Below are 17,797 nucleotides of genomic sequence, written 5' to 3' on the forward strand. Positions count from 1 at the left end.
GCTTCGCTGTTGAAAGCCGCTGCGCTCGACCCATCCTGCGAACTGCGGCCGACGATTAACCCCGCCATCCTCGACCATGCGTTACCGTCGCCTGCATTCGGCCGCGGGGAACAATCGAAATGAAGACACACCTGGTCCAGACCCTGTTATTGGCAACCTTGACCCTGAGCGCACCTGCTTGGGCTCAAATCTTCACCAAGGAGGAGGAAAGGGCGTATGAGGCGCGCGTCGCGCGTGCCTACGCCGACGTGAACGAAGGCGACTCGAAAGCGCGTGTTCTTGAGATCGCTGGCGAGCCGGCAACTATCACGCCAGCGACAGAAACCGAGGACGAAGTCTGGATTTACTTTAGCGGACGCCATATGGACGTGAGCATTTCTTTTATGGATGGCAAGGTCACGAACAAGGTCCAGCGCTTCATCAACACTAAAGAGTCGCCGGTCACTGAGCCACCGCGTTTCTGATAAGCCAGCGTAAGACCGTAGGCTGGGTTGGCTTCACCAACCCAGCGCCTTTGCTTCAGCATCCCGCTTGCTGGGTCGATAGAGCCAACCCAGCCTGCGGGTTCGCATTTACACTCCACGTTCCCCGGTGCGGCCCCGTATCAAGTGCGGGACAGGCTTTGGCCTCGCCCGGACCACTTGCTTCCGGAGGGATCGAGGACACCATGACCCGACGCACCGCTTCGCTGTTGCTGACCCTCGCCGTGGCGGCATTGCTCGCCGCCTGCGCGCCCGCAAACCTCCGCGAGTCCGCGGCGCCGCCGACAGCGGTCGCACCGCGGCAGGCCATCGTCGACACCGGCGAACTCGAGGGTGCCGCCTACCGGATCGACATTCCCGCCGACTGGAACGGGCAACTGGTGGTCAATGCGCATGGCTACGAGCCGGCCGGTTCGCCGCGCGAGCGGCCGTTGCCGTTCCCGTCCGGGATGGAGCCGCTGCTCGCGCAGGGCTACGCGATCGCGACGAGCGGCTATTCGGCGCAGGGCTGGGCGATCCCCGAAGCGATCGCCGATACCGAGCGGCTTCGCGCGCATTTCGTCGCGCGCCATGGCGCGCCGACGCGCGCGTGGCTGGTCGGCTGGTCGATGGGCGGCTTGGTCGCCCTGGCGAGCGCGGAACGGCATCCGCAGGCGTGGAATGGCGTGGTGTCCATGTGCGGCGTCGCCGTGTCCAGCGAAACGATGTTCGCGCGCGCGGCGCTGGGGCCGCTGGCCGCGTTCGACGCGCTGTTCCCCGGCGTACTGCCGCAGGCACCGGGCGGACTGGCGGATGCGTCGCTGCCGCCCGCCGCGGACGGCGAGGCCATCGAGGCCGCGCTGGCGCACGATGAAACGCGTGCGGCTGCGCTGGCGAAGCGCTTCGACATCCCGCGCGGCGAGCTGGCCGGTTCGCTCTGGCTGTACTACCTGGCGTTGCGCGAGCTGGCGCAGCGTGCCGACGGTTTTCCCGTGGACAGCGTCACCGGCCCCGAGGGCGTGGAGGGCGACGAGGCCGCGCTCGGCGCGCGCATACGCCGCTACGTCGCCGACCCGGCGGCGCTCACCTATGTGCGCGAGACCGGCGCACTGACCGGCGCGGCACCGGTGCCGGTGGTGCTGCAGCCGAGTGCGCTCGACCCGGTCGTGCCGGCGCGCTTCAGCAACGGCTATCTGGCGCTCGCCACGGCCAAGGGTCGCGGCCAACAGGTGCGCACGCTGCCGCCGGCAGGTGAAGGCCACTGCGGCTTCCCGCCGGAGACGGTCGCTACCGCGCTTAAGAGCCTGCAGGCCCCGTAGGAGCAAACGAAAAGGGTCGGAGTCCCTTTCAGAAAAAGTACTCCGGCCCTGTTTCGCCAGACCGTCGTGTCTACAGCATGTCCCGATTGAGATAGGTCGCTTTCTCGAACTCCGCGATGTTCGTGGCGATCCGATGGACAGTCGGAAACATGTCGGCCAGTTCGCTGACAATCCTCTTCGAAAGATCTGCGCGTTGCTCGACGGTCCGTCCCTGCATGATGTGCGAGAACACATGGATGAAGTCTTCCTTTCCTCCGCCGACGGCGTAGACCGGGAAAGGATTGATCCGGACCTTGATATCGGGCTCCTCGAACAATCCCGTGGAATTCACGGCGCGATGCAGTCGTGCGAGGATTTCTTCCTCGCTGCGCTGCCGCACTATTTCCTGCGAGCAATCAACCACGAAGTGCGGCATGTCGTCTCTCGTATCCTGATCCTGGGGGAGGGCGATTCATGTCGTGCGACGACTCAATCGAGTCGTCGCCAGACCGAAACCGGGATGCTGCCGTCCGCCCGTGGCGGTACCCGGTAACTGAGTTCCTTGCCTTCCAGCTTGTACTGGCGTCGTTGCACGGTGCCTTCCCAATTGGGGAAGGAGGAGCCCTCGATCGAAAAGACCAGCTGTCCCGCCTTGTCATCGATGGCGACGGTGCCGTAATGGGTGCTGCTGCCCATGACCGCGGACTTGAACTCATCGATGCTGCCGTCGGCCTTGCTGCCGGCGGCGAAACGCAGGCGCTCGGACTTGAGTATCTGCAATGACTATCGGCCCTGGGTGTCGACGATCAGTCTGCCCCTGGGCTGCTCGCCATAGTCCCGCGCACGCGCGCCACCGGGCAGGATCTTGTCCGCGGCCACCAGGGTCCAGGTCCCTTGCAGCGGGAATTCATGGGCGGGGGCAGGCATATCGCGCATGGCCAGCCCCGCCAGCATCGCGAACATCATGCCCGTCAGATGTCTCATCGTGGAACTCCTCCGGTGGTGGGCGACCGGGCCACCCTAAGCCTCTTGCATGATTTTAAAAAGACATCTATAGATATATCTGTCATTTCAAAAGCGAATCCATGCGGATGAAGGCGATGGATGTCGATGCGGTCAGGGCCTTCGTGCTGGCCGCCGATCTGCGGAGCTTCACCCGCGCCGCCGACGTGCTGGGAACCAGCCAGTCCGCGGTCAGCCTCAAGCTGCGCCGGCTGGAGGACCAACTGGGCCGACGCCTGCTGGAGCGCACGCCTCGGCATGTGCGCCTGTCCGCCGAAGGGCTGGCATTTCTCGGCATGGCACGCGAACTGGTTTCGACCCATGACCGCGCGGCCGCCGCGTTCGAAGTCGAGCGGCGCCGGTTGGCGATCGGCATCAGTCATCTGCTGGTCGGCGGCGAATTGCCGTCGTTGTTGCGGCGGATGCGGGACCACGACCCGGGCTTGCTGGTCGAGATGCGCGTGGCCGGGACGGGCGAGCTGATGCAGGCCTACGAAAAGGGCGAGCTCGATGCGGTGCTGGCGCTGCGTCCGGAGGACCGCCGCAAGCAGGGCAGGGCCGCTTTCGTCGAGACGTTTTCCTGGTTCGCGGCCGTCGGCTGGGAGCCCCATGCCAACCAACCCCTGCCATTGGCAACGCAAGGTGCGTCGTGCCGCATCAGAGGGGTGGCGGTTCGTGCGCTCGACAAGGCCGGAATCGAATGGAGCGAAGTTTTCGTCGGCAAGGGTGCCGCGATCCTCGGCGCCGCTGCGGCCGGGGGATTGGCCGTGGCCGTGTTGGCGCAACGCGCCGCGCCATCGGGCACGGTCGATATCGGCGAGAGCCTGTCCTTGCCGCCGATCCCCCCGCAGGATGTGATGCTCTACACCGCACTCGGCGACCGTCGATCGCGCGAAGCGCTTCGTGTACTCACGCTGGCATTCCGATGAGCGAACGTCAGGGCGGTAGGGTGGGCTTAAGCCCAGCGCTCTTCGTTCCGAAGCCATATGGCCGAACACGTCGCAATGGTGGGCCAAGGCCCACCCTACAGAGCTATCTTCTCGAAACCGGCGCCGGGCCGCCGGTGGGCCTGACCTGCGCGGTCTTGGCGGTCTCGGCGAGGTAGGCCAGTGCGAACTGCGCGAACTTGACGCTGTTCTGCGCGGATTCGCCCATCGTCGCCAGCGTGTCGCTGGTGGTGTGGATGTAGGGGAAGTCGCCGTTCGGGTCGCCGGCCTCGAACATCATCGTGGCGGGATAGCCGGCATTCGTCCACGAGGCGTGGTCGGAGCAGGCGTAACCGCAAGCCACGCTGCCGCGGGTGAGACCCTTGGGTGCGAGGTAGGCATCGAACAGGGCGACGGAGAAGTTCTTCAGGTCGGCGTTGGAGTAGTCCGCGATCAGATTCATGTCCGGTACCGCGCCGGATTTGTAATTGGTCATGTCCAGTTGCAGCACGCCGACGACATCGACGCCGCTGCTGCGGAAGGACTGCGCGATGGCGTTGGAGCCGCGCAGGCCGACTTCCTCCGCGGCATAGCCCATGAACTTCACCGTGCGCCGCGGCCGCCAGCCTCCGGAGAGGGCGATGCGCAGCGTTTCGGTGAGGGTGGCGATACCCGATGCGTCGTCGTCGGCGCCCGGCGCAAGCTGGTTGGGATCGTTGCGGTTGCCGGCGTTGATCGAATCCAGGTGCGCGCCCAACACGACGACTTCGTCGGGCAGATCCCAGCCCTTGAGGGTCAGGATCACCGAGGGCTGCGTGGAGCAGTTCGTGCAGGCGGTGAACAGTTCGGTGGTGACCTGAGGGCTGCCGGCGGCGAGCGATTGCCAGTGGCTGCGGATCCATTCCGCCGACGTCCTGCCGAAACTGCTGGCGTAGTAGCGGTTGCGATAGCTCGAGAGGTGATTGATGGTGTCGTAGATGCGGCGTTCCTGCACCTGCGGCAACCAGCGGTCCACGGTGGCCCGATTGTCGAGCGTATAGGCGGCGGGCAGCGATTTCGCCATCGCCTGCCGCGAACGATCCGCGCGCACGAAGGCCTCGGCCTGCGCATGGGTGGGGAACGCGAAATAGCCGCCACAGCGGCGCTCGCTGGCATGCACGTAGCGGCCGATATCGCCGAGGCGATCGGCCCTGGTTTCGGCAATCACCAACGGCATGCCGGTGCTGTCGCGCCGCGCGACCGCATCGCGGACCAGGCCGCGGATACCCTGCCAGGTGTCGCGGGAGGTCACGATGTACACCGGCGCGAACGGGTCGGTCTGCGACGCCGTCGCCATCGGCGGGGCGACCGTTCCGTCTGTCCGGACGGGACGCAGAGGTGGCGTTTCGGCTGCATTCGCAACGCGCTGCGCGTCCAGTCGGGCCACGTGTGGTGCGGCAGGTGTACGCACGGCGGGCGCTTGCGCCGCGCGCTTATTGTCCGATGGCAACATCACGATGCCGATCAGCATGCAGAGCAGCAGCGTCGTCGGACTCAGGAAGAACGATTTCATCGTGGCATCCCCCCGGATGGCTGCTTGCAGCTTTTCTGCTGCCACGCTACCACTTTCACGACCGGTCAAGATTGCAGGGCTTGCTCGTTGAGGGCCAGGCTGGGTTGGCTTCACCAACCCAGCGCTTTCCCAGACACGGCAAGCACTTGTGAACGGGGCATCGGGAAGGACCCCTATACTGCTTGCGGCAACCATCGGACACGCCCTTTCCATGACTGCATCCGCATCGTCCCTTCCGGCTGCAGGGTCCGACGCCGACAGCCGCGCCCGTCTCCGCCGCTCGGTCTCCAATACGCTCAAGGGATCGGCGGGCAATCTGGTCGAGTGGTACGACGTCTACGTCTATTCGGTCTTCGCCACCTATTTCGAGTCGCAGTTCTTTTCGCCCGAGGACAAGAACGCGACCTTGTTCATCTGGGCGATCTTCGCCATGACCTTCCTGATGCGGCCGATCGGCGCGTGGTATTTCGGCCGTTTCGCCGATCGCTATGGCCGCCGCCTGGCGCTGACGGTATCGGTCACGATCATGGCCGGCTGCTCGTTCGCCATCGCGATCACGCCCAGCGTGGCAACCATCGGCATGGCGGCGCCGATGATCCTGTTGCTGGCGCGCCTGATCCAGGGCTTCGCCACCGGCGGCGAATACGGCACCAGCGCCACCTACATGTCCGAAGCCGCCATTCCCGGCCGGCGCGGTTTTCTGTCCTCGTTCCATTACGTCACCCTGGTCGGCGGCCACGTGCTGGCGCAGATCACCCTGCTGCTGATGCTGAAATTCTTCGATACCCCGCAGATCTCGCAGTGGGGCTGGCGCGTGGCCTTCGCCCTCGGCGGCATCGCGGCCATCGTGGTGTTCTGGATGCGGCGGACCATGGATGAATCGCTGGCATCGGATTCGATCCAGGCCGCCCGCAGTGGCCAGGCGCGCGCCTCGGGCTCCCTGCGCGAGCTGTTCGTCCACCAGTGGCGTCCGCTGCTGCTGTGTTTCCTGATCACCGCCGGCGGCACCGTCGCCTTCTATACCTATTCGGTCATCGGCCCGAAAATCATCCAGGGCCTGTTTGCCGGTGGCGACGCGATGACCGGCGTGGTCCTCAACCTGCTCGCCTTGATCGTGTTGATGCTGCTGCAGCCGGTGGGCGGCTGGTTGTCGGACCTCGTCGGGCGCAAGAGCCTGCTGGTGTTCTTCGGCGTGGGCGGCGTGCTCTACAGCGGATTCCTGGTGCTGGCGCTGCCGCAGCAGGCCAGCTGGTTGCCCGCGTTCGCGATCCTCGCCCTAGGTTTCGTGATCCTGACCGGCTACACCTCGATCAATGCCGTGGTGAAGGCCGAGCTGTTCCCCACCCACGTGCGCGCGCTCGGCGTCGGGCTGGGCTATGCGCTGGCCAATTCCGCGTTCGGCGGCACCGCGCCGCTGCTGTACCAGGCCGCGCTGCGCAGCGACAAGGTGATGCTGTTCGTGGTGTACGTCACCGCGGTGATCGCGGTCTCGTTGTTCGTGTACCTCTTCTTCCTGAAGAACAAGAGCGCGAACTGGCTGGACGATGCCGCGGCAATGGATCGCCGGACCATGCGCTGAAGAGCGCGGGGTGAGTCAAAAGGGTTGCCTTCGTCGCTTCTGGTTACATGGGCTCGAAGCGGCCCGTGGCGTCGCGATCGCGGTCGTACCGCTTGCCGAGCGGAAACGGCGGCAACCAGGACTCGCGGCGGACGGTCCAGAGCTCGTAGGTGGGCATCAACCGGTCCGGGGCATCCAGGGCGCCCAGACTCACTTCGATTTCGTCCGCGCTGCGCGTGAATACCGACGAACCGCAGCGCGGGCAGAAGCACCGCCCCGCGTATTCCCGTGTTTCGCCTTCGATCGTTACCGAATCCCGTGGGAATATCGTGTAAGCGTTGAACAGCGCCCCATGATGCTTGCGGCAGTCGAGGCAGTGGCAGAGGCCGACCCGGTACGGGAGCCCCGATGCAACGATCCGGACAGCGCCGCACAGGCAGCCACCCGTGAACCGGTCCATGTGCGTCTCCTTTTCGATCAGGCGAACGGAATGCTATACCCGCGGAAGCTAAAGGACCGTAGCCAGCGTAGCCCGGGCAAGCGGAGCGCACCCGGGGCGCTTTACACCATCAGGACTCCAGGAACCCCGGATGCGGCCCCGTATCAAGTACCCCGTATCAAGTACGGGGCAGGCTCTTTGGCCTTGCCCGGGCTACTTGCCAGTGATGATGAACAAGGCCAACCCGCGCAACGCGGGGCCGGGAAACAGACGCGCGCGGCGCGTTACGATGTCGCACCCCATCGTTCGCGCGCTGTAGATTCCGCATGAAGTCCCCCACTCCCGACGCAGCTCCGGCGGCATGAGCAAGGCGTCGAGCAAAGCGGATACCAGGGCCGGATCCTGGCTCGAACGCTGGCAGCACTGGATCGCCTCGATCACGAGCGCGCTGCTGCACCTGTTGTTCCTGCTCCTCATGCTGTTGTCTTCCCGGGTCACCGTGACGCCGCCGCAAGGCACCGCGGGCGGCAGCAGGATGGTCGTGGACTTCATCGGCGCCACGCCACCACAGCCCACACGCACGCCACCCGCCAAGCCGGCGGCGAGCAAGCCCGCCAAGAAGTCCCCCGCGGCGTCGCGCGTCCAGTCCACGCTGGTCACGCAGGCCGACGATCCGGTTCCCTCCGATGCTCCGGACGATGCCGCGCAGGAGCAGGCCCAGGTCCAGGCGCCCACCGCGGCCCCGCCGCCAACAACGCCGCGTCGCCCGCACATCTGGGGACAGCCGCCGGGCATGCTCCAGGAAGACCTCGCCCCCGAAAATGCGGGACTGGCCAGGAGCCGCTCCATCGACAGCGGCCGCAGGAACGATGCTTCCAACGCCGCACCCAGCATGGAAGTGGACGGCTACCAGGTCTATTACGACCTGCTCAGCGAAGCCCGGCTGCGCGCCTGGCGCGACCAGGGAATGACCGAACTCTTCCTTCCCCTGCCGGGCACGCGGCGCTACATGATCTGCCCGCTGGAAACCGCGCTGAGGCGCGAGTCCGGCCCCTGTCGCCTGCTCGAGCCCGACTCGCCGGAACTGAAGACCATCGGCGATGCGCGCGAGGGCATCAACATGCAAAAGGTCTATCGGCAGGGCGAAGAGGTCTGGAGCGGTCCAGGACCGTACCGGTGAGCCTCGTAGGGTGGGCTTAAGCCCACCGCTCTTCGTTCCGATGCCAGGCTGTGTGTGGCGATGGTGGGCCAAGGCCCACCCTACGCGCTTCACGGCTCAATGACTGCCTCGCATAGCCTCGCAATCACCTTGCTTCCTTCCCGGACTTCTTCTGCATTGGCGGGAGCGAATTCGGTCACGGTCAGGCCTACGACATCGGCTTCGCGTGCGATACGCGCCAGTAATGCGATCGCCTCTTCGATTCCCAGTGCACCCTCGGGATAGGCCACGTAGGGAAATTCCAGCGGGTGGAGTACATCCAGGTCGAAATGGATGTGGACCGGCCCGCCGATCGAGGCCTCCGGTTCCATCGACTGCAGATCCAGTTCGCGCTTCAGCGCCCAGTCGCCGTCGTCGCCGACCTGGATGCCGGAATAATGGAAGCGCGCCGGATCGATCGGGGCGCCGAGCAAGGGCCGCATCGGCCCGGGCGCACGTCCCAGGATCGCGCTGACGGGCATGCCGTGGAAGTTGCCGCTGGGAGAGGTCGCGGGCGTGTTGGCGTCGAGGTGGGCGTCGAACCAGATCACGTGCAGGCCGGGGTGCATCCGGTGCAGATGATCGATCACCGCGACATCCACGGCGCAATCGCCACCGGCCGTCAACACCCGCCGGGCGCCGGAGCGCGCAAGCAGATCCTGTGCGCTGCGGAACTGCGCGAAGATCGCCTCCCAGCGACGCACGCCATGAGCGCTGTCCGCATCGGCTTCATGCAATGGCACCTCGAGCAGCGGCGCGTAACGCCCGCACACCGCAGCGGCCGCGGCCGCGCCGCGCGGCAGGTTATCGGACCGGCCGGAACCCTGCCATTGCGGATAGGCAAGGCTGATGTCGAACGGCTTCCGGAACGATTGCATCCGTACTGGGCTCCATGGCGATCATCGCCTTCCGATGATGCCATGGCCTGCGTGGTCCGGGTAAGCGAGACGCACCCCTACTTCCGCCGTCGCCGCAGGAAGCGCACCAGGCCCCAGATGGCGAGCGCCAGCACCGCCAGCGCGGCGATCGCCATCGCCGTCAGGTTGCGGATCGGATTGGTGATGGCGAAGTTCGCATGTCGCGAGTAGAAGCCGTTGAACTCCGCGAAGACCGCCGGCAATGCCAACAGGTCCGCCTTGGTCAGTTCCAACCGGCGCTCGCCGGGGTGGTGCCGGGATCCGTACCCATACAGTCCGCCCGCGGCATCCATCTCGATGTGGCCGCCGAGCACATGCGTGACCGGGCGCGCGCCGAGGAAATCGATGACCCGTTGCGCGCTTGCGCGGTACGCCACGGCGTCATCGACCAGCAGTCGGCCCGGCAGCAGGAAATCGCCGGTCAGCACCAGCCCGGTCCGGTCGTCGTGGAAGACCACCTGCGCGGGATGATGCCCCGGCGCGGCCACCACGCGGACCATGCGGTCGCCCAGGTCCACGCTGCCCGTGCCCGGCCATGGGTCGATACCGAAGAACGCCTGCACGCTCGCCGGATCGGTAGCCACCACCTCCACCGACGGCAGCGAGGCGAACTGGGGATCGCCGGCGCGGTGGTCCTGGTGGCCATGCGAATGGGCGACGACCAGCGGCATCCGCGCGCCCGCGCGTTCGGGCAGCAGGCCCAGCACCGTTTCCGCCAGCGGCATCTGCGCAGGATCGGCAAGGGCGCCGGTATCGATCAGCAACGCCCGCTCCGAGCCGATGAGCAGGTAGAGGAAATTCGCTTCGAAACTGGCGCACGGGTTCTGGCGCAGAACGAAGGTCTGCGGCTCATAGGCGTGCACCTGCAGCGGCGGCTGCGGCGTGGCCGTGCAGTCCGTCGCCCCTTCGTTCCATTGCACGTCCAGCGATCCGGGCACGGTTCCCGCGGAAGCCTGCGTGGCGAGCAGCGCGAGCATCAAGGCGATTGTTTTGTTCACGGCGGTCTTCCATGGCGATGTGCGGGCATTCTTTCAGCCCGTGGCCGGGGCGAAAAGGGAAAAGCGCCCGATTCCGGCGCATAGGACGCAGAAAGTGACTTATGGCACCCGGGAGAAGACGAGAAGCGTCGACTTGCGCGCACTATCCGCTTCGCGTTTGTTTGCTCGTAGGCGGGCTCAAGCCCACCACTCTCCGTTCCAGAATAAAAACAGGGAATCAGAGTACCTTTTCCTGGAAATGTACTCTGATCCCCCTCTTCCTTTTATCCGCCTATTGGAGTTTTCCCCTGTCCTCCTTCTCCGATCCGCAAAGTGTCGCCAGATATTCCGAAGGACCCGCGAAGCTGGTTCCGGGCTTCCACGCACTGCATCAGATGACAGCCTTGCTGCTGGCCGAGCGCGTGCCCGAAGCGGGGCGCGTCCTGGTCCTCGGTGCCGGCGGTGGCCTGGAGTTGAAGGCATTCGCCGAAGCCCAACCCGGATGGCGCCTGCTGGGAATCGATCCTTCGGCGCAGATGTTGCAGCTCGCAAAGGACACCCTGGGTCCGCTCGCATCACGCGTCGAACTCCTCGAAGGCTATATCGACACCGCTCCGGCCACCGGATTCGATGGCGCCACCTGTTTGCTGACCCTGCATTTCCTGCCGGCCGAGCAGCGCCTGCACACGCTTGCGGAATTGAAGCGCCGCCTGAAACCCGGCGCTCCGCTGATCGTTGCCCACCATAGTTTTCCGCAAACCAGGGAAGAGAAGTCGCGCTGGCTGCATCGATACGCCGCCTTCGCGGTGTCCTCCGGGATCGCGCGCGATGACGCGATGAGGGCGATCGATGCCATGGACGCCCGGCTTCCCTTGCTTTCTCCCGAGCAGGACGTTGCACTGCTGCGGGAAGCGGGATTCGAGACGGTCGAACTGTTCTACGCGGCTTTCACCTTCAAGGGCTGGATCGCCCACGCACCCTTGCAGCCGACTTGAGCGCGCGCAGGGCGAGCCGGTTCGCTTCATCCGGTCTGCATATCCATGCGGCTTCCCGAAGAGGGGTCAAGTCCGTCCTGCGGAATCCCCTCAGCAGAGCGGACCGAAGGGGCGGGGGCAGTCAAGTCGTTTGACTGCCTCCATTCCCCTAATCAACGCCTACGCGGAACACGTTGCCGCGATAGCTGCCCTGGAAGCGGTCGATTCCCTTGCCGCTGCGTTGCCGGACCTCGGCATCGAGCCGGCCGAAACCGGCGTCGCTGCGCTTGTAGGCGTAAATGCGGCCCAGGTCGATGGTGCGCGCTTCGCCGGCGCCATGAACTTGCGAGGGGTGGTAACCACCATGCAGTACGGCCAGCACCTTCGCGCCCGGTTCCGGTTTGACGATCCAGTTCACCGGCTCGTAGGAAGTCAGCACCAGGATCACCGGTCGACCGCGCCTGACCATGACCTGCACGGTGCCGGGCGTGCGCACGCTGCTGCCGGCGCCATGCACGGCGCCTTCGCCTTCGTACACGCCCACGGTTTCGATGAGGGCGTTCGCAGCCAGGGCGGCGAGGCCGCTGTCGGTAGCCCTGGCAGGTGAGGCCTGCGCCGCCACCGCGGCACGCCAGGCGGCCAGCGCCGCATCCGCCTCCTCGCCCGCGGCCGGCGACGGTTCCGTCTCGACCACCGGCAGTTGCCGCAGGTAGTCATCGGCGTCGATCGGCGCCTGGCTGGCCGGCAGCGCGTCCAGCAGGGTGAGCTTGAAGTCGTCGCGCAGCGCCAGGCGCCGCACCGACGGGATCCAGGTCAGGGTCGAGGACAGCCGCTTGCCGACCTGCGCCGGCGCCAGGGTGTGCTTGCGCCACGAATACAGCAGCGCCTGGTATTCGATGTCGTTCGCCGAGCGGTAATGGCCGAACAGGTAGAGGGTGTCCGGATCGGGCGTGGGCACGGTCATGCCGACCATCAGCGGAGCGAGTCCGGGCTTGCGCAGCTCCAGCGTGCGCAGGTCGATCAGGACCGGGCCGTTCTGCTGGCCGACGTAGGCGCTGCCATCGGCGGTGAGCTGGCCGCGCGACCAGTGGCCGACCGCTTGCCCGGGTTCGGCTTCAAGGGCCAGCGTGGCTTTCCAGCCCTGCGCGTCCTGGGCCAGGTCGATCGCGGCGTGGCGGGTGAAGCCCAGCAGTGCGTAACGGCCGGGTACGGGCGTGGGCGCGACCGCGCCGATGCGGTCGAGGCTGGTGGGAATCGGGCTCTGGCGATCGTTGAGCAGGTCCAGGAACAGTGGCGCGCGCTCATCGTCGGGGACATACAGCGCGCCGGCCTGGCCGACCCAGAACAGGCGCTGGTCGCGCACGTTGTCCAGTCGCAGCAGCGGTTTCCCCTGTTCCAGGTCCAGCACGACCGTGGCCTGGTCCTGGTTGAGGCTGAGCAGGCGCCCGTTGTCGGAGATGTCCACCACGAAGCTGCGGCCCTCGCGCGCGATCTGCCGCAGGCGCTCGCCACTGCCGAGATCGAACACCTCGTGTTGCCCGGCCGTATGCAGTACGGCGATGCCGGCCTGGCGGGCGAAGCTGGCTTCCGATATGCGCTCGCTGGCGACCAGGTAGGGGGCGATCTTCTGCGTCGGGATCGGCCGCAGCGGCGGGGCGGCCAGCAACAGGCCGGCATGGCGAAGGCCGATCCATTGCGCGAGCGACCGGTCGAACTTCTCGAAGCATCCCGTGTCGCTCAACTGGTCGCGGATATGCGCCTCGCCCTGCAGCAATGAAGGCGAATAGCCATGCGCGCATTCCAGTGCCCGCATCTTCAGCCGGTCGTGGAATTCGTTGTCGATGCGCCCGGCATCGAAGGACTGGGCCCGTGCCGCTGCGTCGAAGGCCTGTTTGGCCTGGGTCGCCCTCTCGCTCAGCGGCACGGCGGCATTGATGCGGTCCTCCGGCGTACCAAACCACTGGCAGGCGGTGGTGGTGGACAACAGGCACGCCAGCGCCATGTACCTCATCAAGTTCGCCATTCCCCTGCCTTGTGTGGTTTCGATTCGCGGCGAGATGTTAGCAGCAGGATCGGGATGGAGCCGGCCGGCATCAATCGAGGAAACCAGGAGTCGGCGGGTATGGCCCGGCCAAGCGAAGCGCAGCCGCGGCGGTTTACTGTCCGATGGAATTCCGTATTCCCGTTGGCATGACCAGGCGCGACAGGCGCAAGGGGATCCACTCATCGCGAGGCGACCCATGAAGAAACGCATTCCTTTCCTGCTGGCGATGCTGCTGGCCAGCGTATCCACGTCCGCCCAGGAAGCCATGCCCAGCGCCGCGCTGGAAGATGAGATCCGCGCGCTGGACCTGGCCCACGCCAGGGCGATCTTCGAAAGCGATGCCAAGGCGCTGGACGTGTTGATGGACGACGAGGTGACGGTGAACCATCCGACCGGCCGCATCGTCAAGGAGAAGAAGGAATTGCTCGACCTGATCCGGCAGGGCGTGATCCGCTACACCGCCTTCGAGCGTACGCCGGAACGCTTCCTGTTCTTCCCCGGCATGGTGGTGGTGATGGGCGGCGAAGTGGTGGTGCCCGCACCCGGCGCGCCGAACGCGGGCCAGCGCCTGCAGCGGCGCTACACCAACGCGTGGATGAAACGCGACGGCAAGTGGCGATTGGCCTTCCGCCACGCGAACAATGTCTGCCCGCCCAGGCCCGTGCCCGGGCAAACATAGAACGGCCTGGGTCCGTCCGGGGAGCGGATCAGGGCGCTTTTTCCGCGTTCCCTGGTTCATGGCAAAGGCATTCCGATCCAGTGGCTCGCCTGGGACGGGGCCGCACCGTCTCCGGATCGCCATCCGCGTGCGGGCGTCCTTGAATGCAGCGTTCCAACTGCGGCGTCGACGCATTTGCTGCGTTGCAGCACAATGCGTCATGACCTCTGTTCCCCTTCGCAGTGCCGTCCCACACGACGTCACCGACCTGAGCCCGCGCCAGGTCGGCCTGATCCTGTTCGCGCTGACACTGGGCGGTTTCGCCATCGGCACCAGCGAGTTCGCCAGCATGGGATTGATGCCGAACATGGTCGCGTCGCTGGGCGTGACCGAACCGCAGGTGGGCCATCTGATCAGCGCCTACGCGCTGGGCGTGGTCGTCGGCGCGCCGCTGCTGGCGATCCTCGGCGCGGGCTGGAAGCGCAAGACCCTGCTGCTGTCGCTGATGGGCTTCTACGCGCTGGGCAACCTGGCCAGCGCATTGGGGCCGACCTATCACAGCATGATGCTGTTCCGCTTCATCGCCGGCCTGCCGCACGGCGCCTACTTCGGCGTGGCCGCGCTGACCGCGGTGGCGATCAGTCCGCCGCATCGGCGCGGACGCGCGGTCAGCATCGTCATGCTGGGTCTGACCCTGGCGATCCTGATCGGCAATCCGCTGGCGACGTGGGCGGGGCAGAGGGTCGACTGGCGCTGGATCTATGCCGCGGTGGCGATCATCGCGGTCGTCACGGCCGCGCTGCTGGCGGTGTGGCTGCCGGCGCATGTCGATGGACCGAAGGCGAAACCGCTGGCCGGGCTGCGCGCGTTCAACCGCACGCCCGTGTGGCAGGCGCTGGGCATCGGCGCGATCGGTTTCGCCGGCATGTTCGCGGTCTTCAGTTACCTGGCGCCGACGATGCTGGAAGTGACGCAGGTGTCGGCGGCCTGGATTCCGCTGGGCCTGGCCGGCTTCGGCGTGGGTGGGGTGATCGGCAACTTCGCCGGCGGCTGGTTGTTCGACCGCTTCAAGCTGCGCGGCGCGTGGGTGGTGCTGGCGTGGGCGGTCGTGGTGCTGCTGCTGTTCCCGTCGATGGCGCACAGCCTGCCGACGATCCTGCTGGCGACCGTGGCCATCGGCCTGATGGGTGCGTTGGGGCCGATCCTGCAATCGCACCTGATGGACGTGGCGGGCGATGCGCAGACCCTGGCCGCGGCCTCGCACCATGCCGCGTTCAACACCGCCAACGCACTGGGTCCGTGGCTGGGCGGCATGGCGATCACCGCCGGTTACGGCTGGACCTCGACCGGCTACGTCGGCGCCGCCACCGCGGTGGCCGGACTGATGATCTACGTGTGGGCCAGCCGGACCGCACGGGCATCGGCGCGCACGCAAGCCGGGATGCCGGCGACCACCGTGGCCTGCGAGTCCTGACCGTCCGGCGTAGGAGCGACGTGAGTCGCGAAGGCGAGTTCCACGGGCATTTCCTTCGCGACTCACGTCGCTCCTACAGCTGGACACGTCGCTCTTACAGCTGGGCGTTGGGACCGACGGACGATCATTCGAAGCGCGGAACGCCTTTGGCGGAGCCACGCGATGCCGGATGCGTGCGTGCCTGGTCCGGGAGCTGCTGTTCTTTCAATCGCCAATGCCGCGGGGCAGCGCCAGCCCGGATGCGCCCGCAACCACCTTGCGCACGCTCATGATCGCGGCCGCCGAGAGCGAACGGCTCGCCATCATCGCCGGGACCTTGCCGCCGATATCGGTCAATGACGCATAGGTCAGCCGCGTTCCCGTGCCGGTCGGCGTCATCACCCACTCGCCGCGCGAGCGCAATGCGATGCAATCGGGCACCGGTTTCCTTCCGATGTAATCCAGGGACGCGAACCTCACCCGTATCTCGCCATTGGCGTGGGAATGCCGTTCGAAGCGCATGGAGTAGCAGCGTTCGCTGATCACCGGCGTGCTGAGCACGTCCGACCAGATCGTCGACTCGCGCCCGCGCTGGATGAAGGTACGGCTGATGTTCTTGTTGCTCTCCTCGAGATACTTTCCGAACAGGTAGTCGGCGATTGCCCCCGGCGAAGCGTCCAGCGACGTGCTGACCCGCAGTTCGTCGAAACGTTCGCCCGGAATGCGCCGGGTTTCCAGCCGGATGCCGTCCTTGTCGCTGGCGGTTCGCCATTGCTGGGCCTGCGCGCGAGCGGACAGGGACAGCGCGGCCGACAGCAACAGCAGGCAACCCAAGGCCCTGGCCACCCGTGACGGAAGGATTGCGGCCTGCGGCGCGACCCGATTGCGGAACAGAACCATGTTGCCCAGTCCCCTGCGACGACCCGTCCGGGGAATTCGATGCCCGTGCCATGACAGGGTCAAGACAGCGCGCGGATTGTGGCCCGCATGATCGCTGCCACGCAGCGCGGCATGTCTCCATGGGCGCATGGCAGGCCGGAGCCGGCTATCATCGGCATCGGGGACAGCCGCGGTCCGCGCGTACGGAGCCTTGCGGGATCGGGATGCGATGTATCCTCGTTCCACAACGGATAGGGACATGGGCTGCAACGGCCGGGGGGCGTTGACATCAATCATTTCGATAATCGGCGTCGGCAGCCGCGCTGCGTTTGGCAGACCCTGGTGTTTCCCGCCGGTCCGTCGAGTCCGTCGAACGATGACCCGATTGCGTGGAAGCAGCGGCAGCGGACGGCATCGGACTACCTGTCCAAATCTGACGTGCCGTGCTTCCGGGAGCAGCGCGCTGGCGTGTCCGTGCGCTTGCCGCCAGGCCCGGATGTGCCATCGATGCGCGCCGCAATGTCATCAGCGCCTCACCACTCCCCGACCGCGACGTTCCCGGTCGCTTCTCCTTGTCCGCGTGCCGCGCCACGCGACGCCTGACCTTTCCATTTCCCGATCCGAGGACCGCCCGTGAACCATATCTATCGCCTTGTATTCAATCGCGCCCTGGGCGTGGTCCAGGTCGTGTCCGAGCTGGCCAGCGCCAGCCCGGGTGGCCGCAACGCCGCGGCGACGCATGGCCTGCGGCGGACTCCGCTCGCGCTGGCCTGCGCCGGATTGCTGGGGGCGACCGGCTGGTTCGCTGCGTTGCCCGCAGCGGCGGCGACCTGCGTCCCGGACGCCACCCACATCTGCGGCACCGACGGTGGCGCCGGGAGTGGCACGACGGGCGGCACAGGCAGCACTGCCGGCACCAATAACGGCGGCGCCGGGGGGGCGGGTTTCACCGATGGTGCAGACGGCCAAGGGCCTGCCGGCAGCGCTGGAGCGGGTGGCCGGGTTATCGGCGACGGCGGTAGCGGCGGCAGTGGTGGCACCGGTGGTGGCAATGGTGGAACTGGGCAGCTCGGCTACAACGGCGGTGGCGGCGGCGGCGGCGGCATCGCCAACGGCGGTCTCCGCGGGGGCGGGGGGGGGGGGGGCGCCCCCCAAGAACCAGGCGGCGGCGGGGGGGGGGGGGGGGGGGCCTCCCCTCCCGATGTGGGCCCCCCGCCCACCTGACACCAGCGGCGCGGGGGGAAAAGGGGGCGGGGGGGGGGAGGGCCCGCCCCCCGCGCGGCCTAGACGTGGCGGGGGACACTGGAGGAGGCAGCCTACCCCCCCCCCGAGGGGGTGGACGGGGGGGGGGTGGACACGGGAGCTGAGACGCGCCGGGCAGTGTGTTATTCTCTCTTCTAATGCGAGAGCAAGAGAGAGAGGGGGAATTAGGTCAGGTGGTAGTGCATGATCAAATAGGAA

General features: G+C 66.6%; 18 protein-coding genes. 9 read left to right on the plus strand and 9 right to left on the minus strand.

What is annotated here, in order from left to right; translation table 11 throughout:
- Window positions 1-119 precede the first annotated feature (119 nt).
- Both CSC74_RS09705 and CSC74_RS09710 read left to right on the plus strand, forming a co-directional pair.
- Window positions 120-464, plus strand: coding sequence for a hypothetical protein (locus CSC74_RS09705; protein ID WP_162314232.1), 345 nt, complete (start codon window positions 120-122; stop codon window positions 462-464).
- A gap of 203 nt (window positions 465-667) precedes the next feature.
- The gene (locus CSC74_RS09710) at window positions 668-1,780 is read left to right on the plus strand and encodes an alpha/beta hydrolase family protein (protein ID WP_162314233.1); all 1,113 of its coding nucleotides are present in this window, start codon (window positions 668-670) and stop codon (window positions 1,778-1,780) included.
- Between the two features lie 70 nt (window positions 1,781-1,850).
- Here CSC74_RS09710 and CSC74_RS09715 read toward each other — a convergent pair whose 3' ends face one another.
- From CSC74_RS09715 to CSC74_RS17445, 3 genes are read right to left on the minus strand one after another with little or no spacing between them, the layout of a single operon-like run.
- Window positions 1,851-2,195, minus strand: coding sequence for a 5-carboxymethyl-2-hydroxymuconate Delta-isomerase (locus tag CSC74_RS09715; RefSeq protein ID WP_162314234.1), 345 nt, complete (start codon window positions 2,193-2,195; stop codon window positions 1,851-1,853).
- A 53-nt stretch (window positions 2,196-2,248) separates the two neighbouring features.
- Window positions 2,249-2,539, minus strand: coding sequence for a lipocalin-like domain-containing protein (locus CSC74_RS17440; protein ID WP_211369604.1), 291 nt, complete (start codon window positions 2,537-2,539; stop codon window positions 2,249-2,251).
- Between the two features lie 3 nt (window positions 2,540-2,542).
- Window positions 2,543-2,743, minus strand: coding sequence for a lipocalin-like domain-containing protein (locus tag CSC74_RS17445; protein WP_211369605.1), 201 nt, complete (start codon window positions 2,741-2,743; stop codon window positions 2,543-2,545).
- A 107-nt stretch (window positions 2,744-2,850) separates the two neighbouring features.
- Here CSC74_RS17445 and CSC74_RS09725 point away from each other — a divergent pair, with 107 nt between their 5' ends.
- Complete coding sequence (locus CSC74_RS09725) at window positions 2,851-3,690, plus strand: LysR family transcriptional regulator (RefSeq protein WP_162314235.1); 840 nt, start codon at window positions 2,851-2,853, stop codon at window positions 3,688-3,690.
- A gap of 103 nt (window positions 3,691-3,793) precedes the next feature.
- On the opposite strand, the gene CSC74_RS09730 is transcribed toward CSC74_RS09725, so the two are convergent.
- A complete protein-coding gene (locus tag CSC74_RS09730; RefSeq protein WP_162314236.1) occupies window positions 3,794-5,239 on the minus strand; it encodes a M20/M25/M40 family metallo-hydrolase in 1,446 nt (481 codons plus the stop codon).
- A 211-nt stretch (window positions 5,240-5,450) separates the two neighbouring features.
- On the opposite strand from CSC74_RS09730, the gene CSC74_RS09735 reads away from it, so the two are divergent.
- A complete protein-coding gene (locus tag CSC74_RS09735; RefSeq protein WP_162314237.1) occupies window positions 5,451-6,818 on the plus strand; it encodes an MFS transporter in 1,368 nt (455 codons plus the stop codon).
- A 43-nt stretch (window positions 6,819-6,861) separates the two neighbouring features.
- Here the strand turns inward: CSC74_RS09735 and CSC74_RS09740 are convergent, their stop codons facing one another.
- Window positions 6,862-7,257 (minus strand): GFA family protein, encoded by a 396-nt coding sequence (locus CSC74_RS09740; protein WP_162314238.1) that lies wholly within the window; start codon window positions 7,255-7,257, stop codon window positions 6,862-6,864.
- A 340-nt stretch (window positions 7,258-7,597) separates the two neighbouring features.
- Here CSC74_RS09740 and CSC74_RS09745 point away from each other — a divergent pair, with 340 nt between their 5' ends.
- A complete protein-coding gene (locus tag CSC74_RS09745) occupies window positions 7,598-8,416 on the plus strand; it encodes a type II toxin-antitoxin system RelE/ParE family toxin (protein ID WP_162314239.1) in 819 nt (272 codons plus the stop codon).
- Between the two features lie 89 nt (window positions 8,417-8,505).
- Here the strand turns inward: CSC74_RS09745 and CSC74_RS09750 are convergent, their stop codons facing one another.
- Both CSC74_RS09750 and CSC74_RS09755 read right to left on the minus strand, forming a co-directional pair.
- Entirely contained in the window at window positions 8,506-9,312 is an 807-nt protein-coding gene (locus CSC74_RS09750) for an arginase family protein (RefSeq protein ID WP_162314240.1), read from the minus strand.
- Window positions 9,313-9,389: 77 nt separating this feature from the next.
- Entirely contained in the window at window positions 9,390-10,349 is a 960-nt protein-coding gene (locus CSC74_RS09755; protein ID WP_162314241.1) for an MBL fold metallo-hydrolase, read from the minus strand.
- Window positions 10,350-10,636: 287 nt separating this feature from the next.
- On the opposite strand from CSC74_RS09755, the gene CSC74_RS09760 reads away from it, so the two are divergent.
- On the plus strand, window positions 10,637-11,323 hold the full coding sequence (locus CSC74_RS09760) for a class I SAM-dependent methyltransferase (RefSeq protein WP_162314288.1): 687 nt from the start codon (window positions 10,637-10,639) through the stop codon (window positions 11,321-11,323).
- A gap of 148 nt (window positions 11,324-11,471) precedes the next feature.
- Here CSC74_RS09760 and CSC74_RS09765 read toward each other — a convergent pair whose 3' ends face one another.
- A complete protein-coding gene (locus CSC74_RS09765; protein WP_162314242.1) occupies window positions 11,472-13,313 on the minus strand; it encodes a P-loop NTPase family protein in 1,842 nt (613 codons plus the stop codon).
- 229 nt (window positions 13,314-13,542) lie between these two features.
- On the opposite strand from CSC74_RS09765, the gene CSC74_RS09770 reads away from it, so the two are divergent.
- Entirely contained in the window at window positions 13,543-14,025 is a 483-nt protein-coding gene (locus tag CSC74_RS09770) for a nuclear transport factor 2 family protein (protein ID WP_162314243.1), read from the plus strand.
- Window positions 14,026-14,224: 199 nt separating this feature from the next.
- Entirely contained in the window at window positions 14,225-15,478 is a 1,254-nt protein-coding gene (locus tag CSC74_RS09775) for an MFS transporter (protein WP_162314244.1), read from the plus strand.
- Window positions 15,479-15,682: 204 nt separating this feature from the next.
- Here CSC74_RS09775 and CSC74_RS09780 read toward each other — a convergent pair whose 3' ends face one another.
- A complete protein-coding gene (locus tag CSC74_RS09780) occupies window positions 15,683-16,357 on the minus strand; it encodes an SRPBCC family protein (protein ID WP_162314245.1) in 675 nt (224 codons plus the stop codon).
- 666 nt (window positions 16,358-17,023) lie between these two features.
- Between CSC74_RS09780 and CSC74_RS17665 the strand changes: the two genes are divergently transcribed.
- On the plus strand, window positions 17,024-17,560 hold the full coding sequence (locus tag CSC74_RS17665; protein ID WP_281349742.1) for a hypothetical protein: 537 nt from the start codon (window positions 17,024-17,026) through the stop codon (window positions 17,558-17,560).
- Window positions 17,561-17,797 lie beyond the last annotated feature (237 nt).

Source organism: Pseudoxanthomonas yeongjuensis (assembly GCF_010093345.1).
Taxonomy (GTDB): Bacteria; Pseudomonadota; Gammaproteobacteria; order Xanthomonadales; family Xanthomonadaceae; genus Pseudoxanthomonas_A; species Pseudoxanthomonas_A yeongjuensis.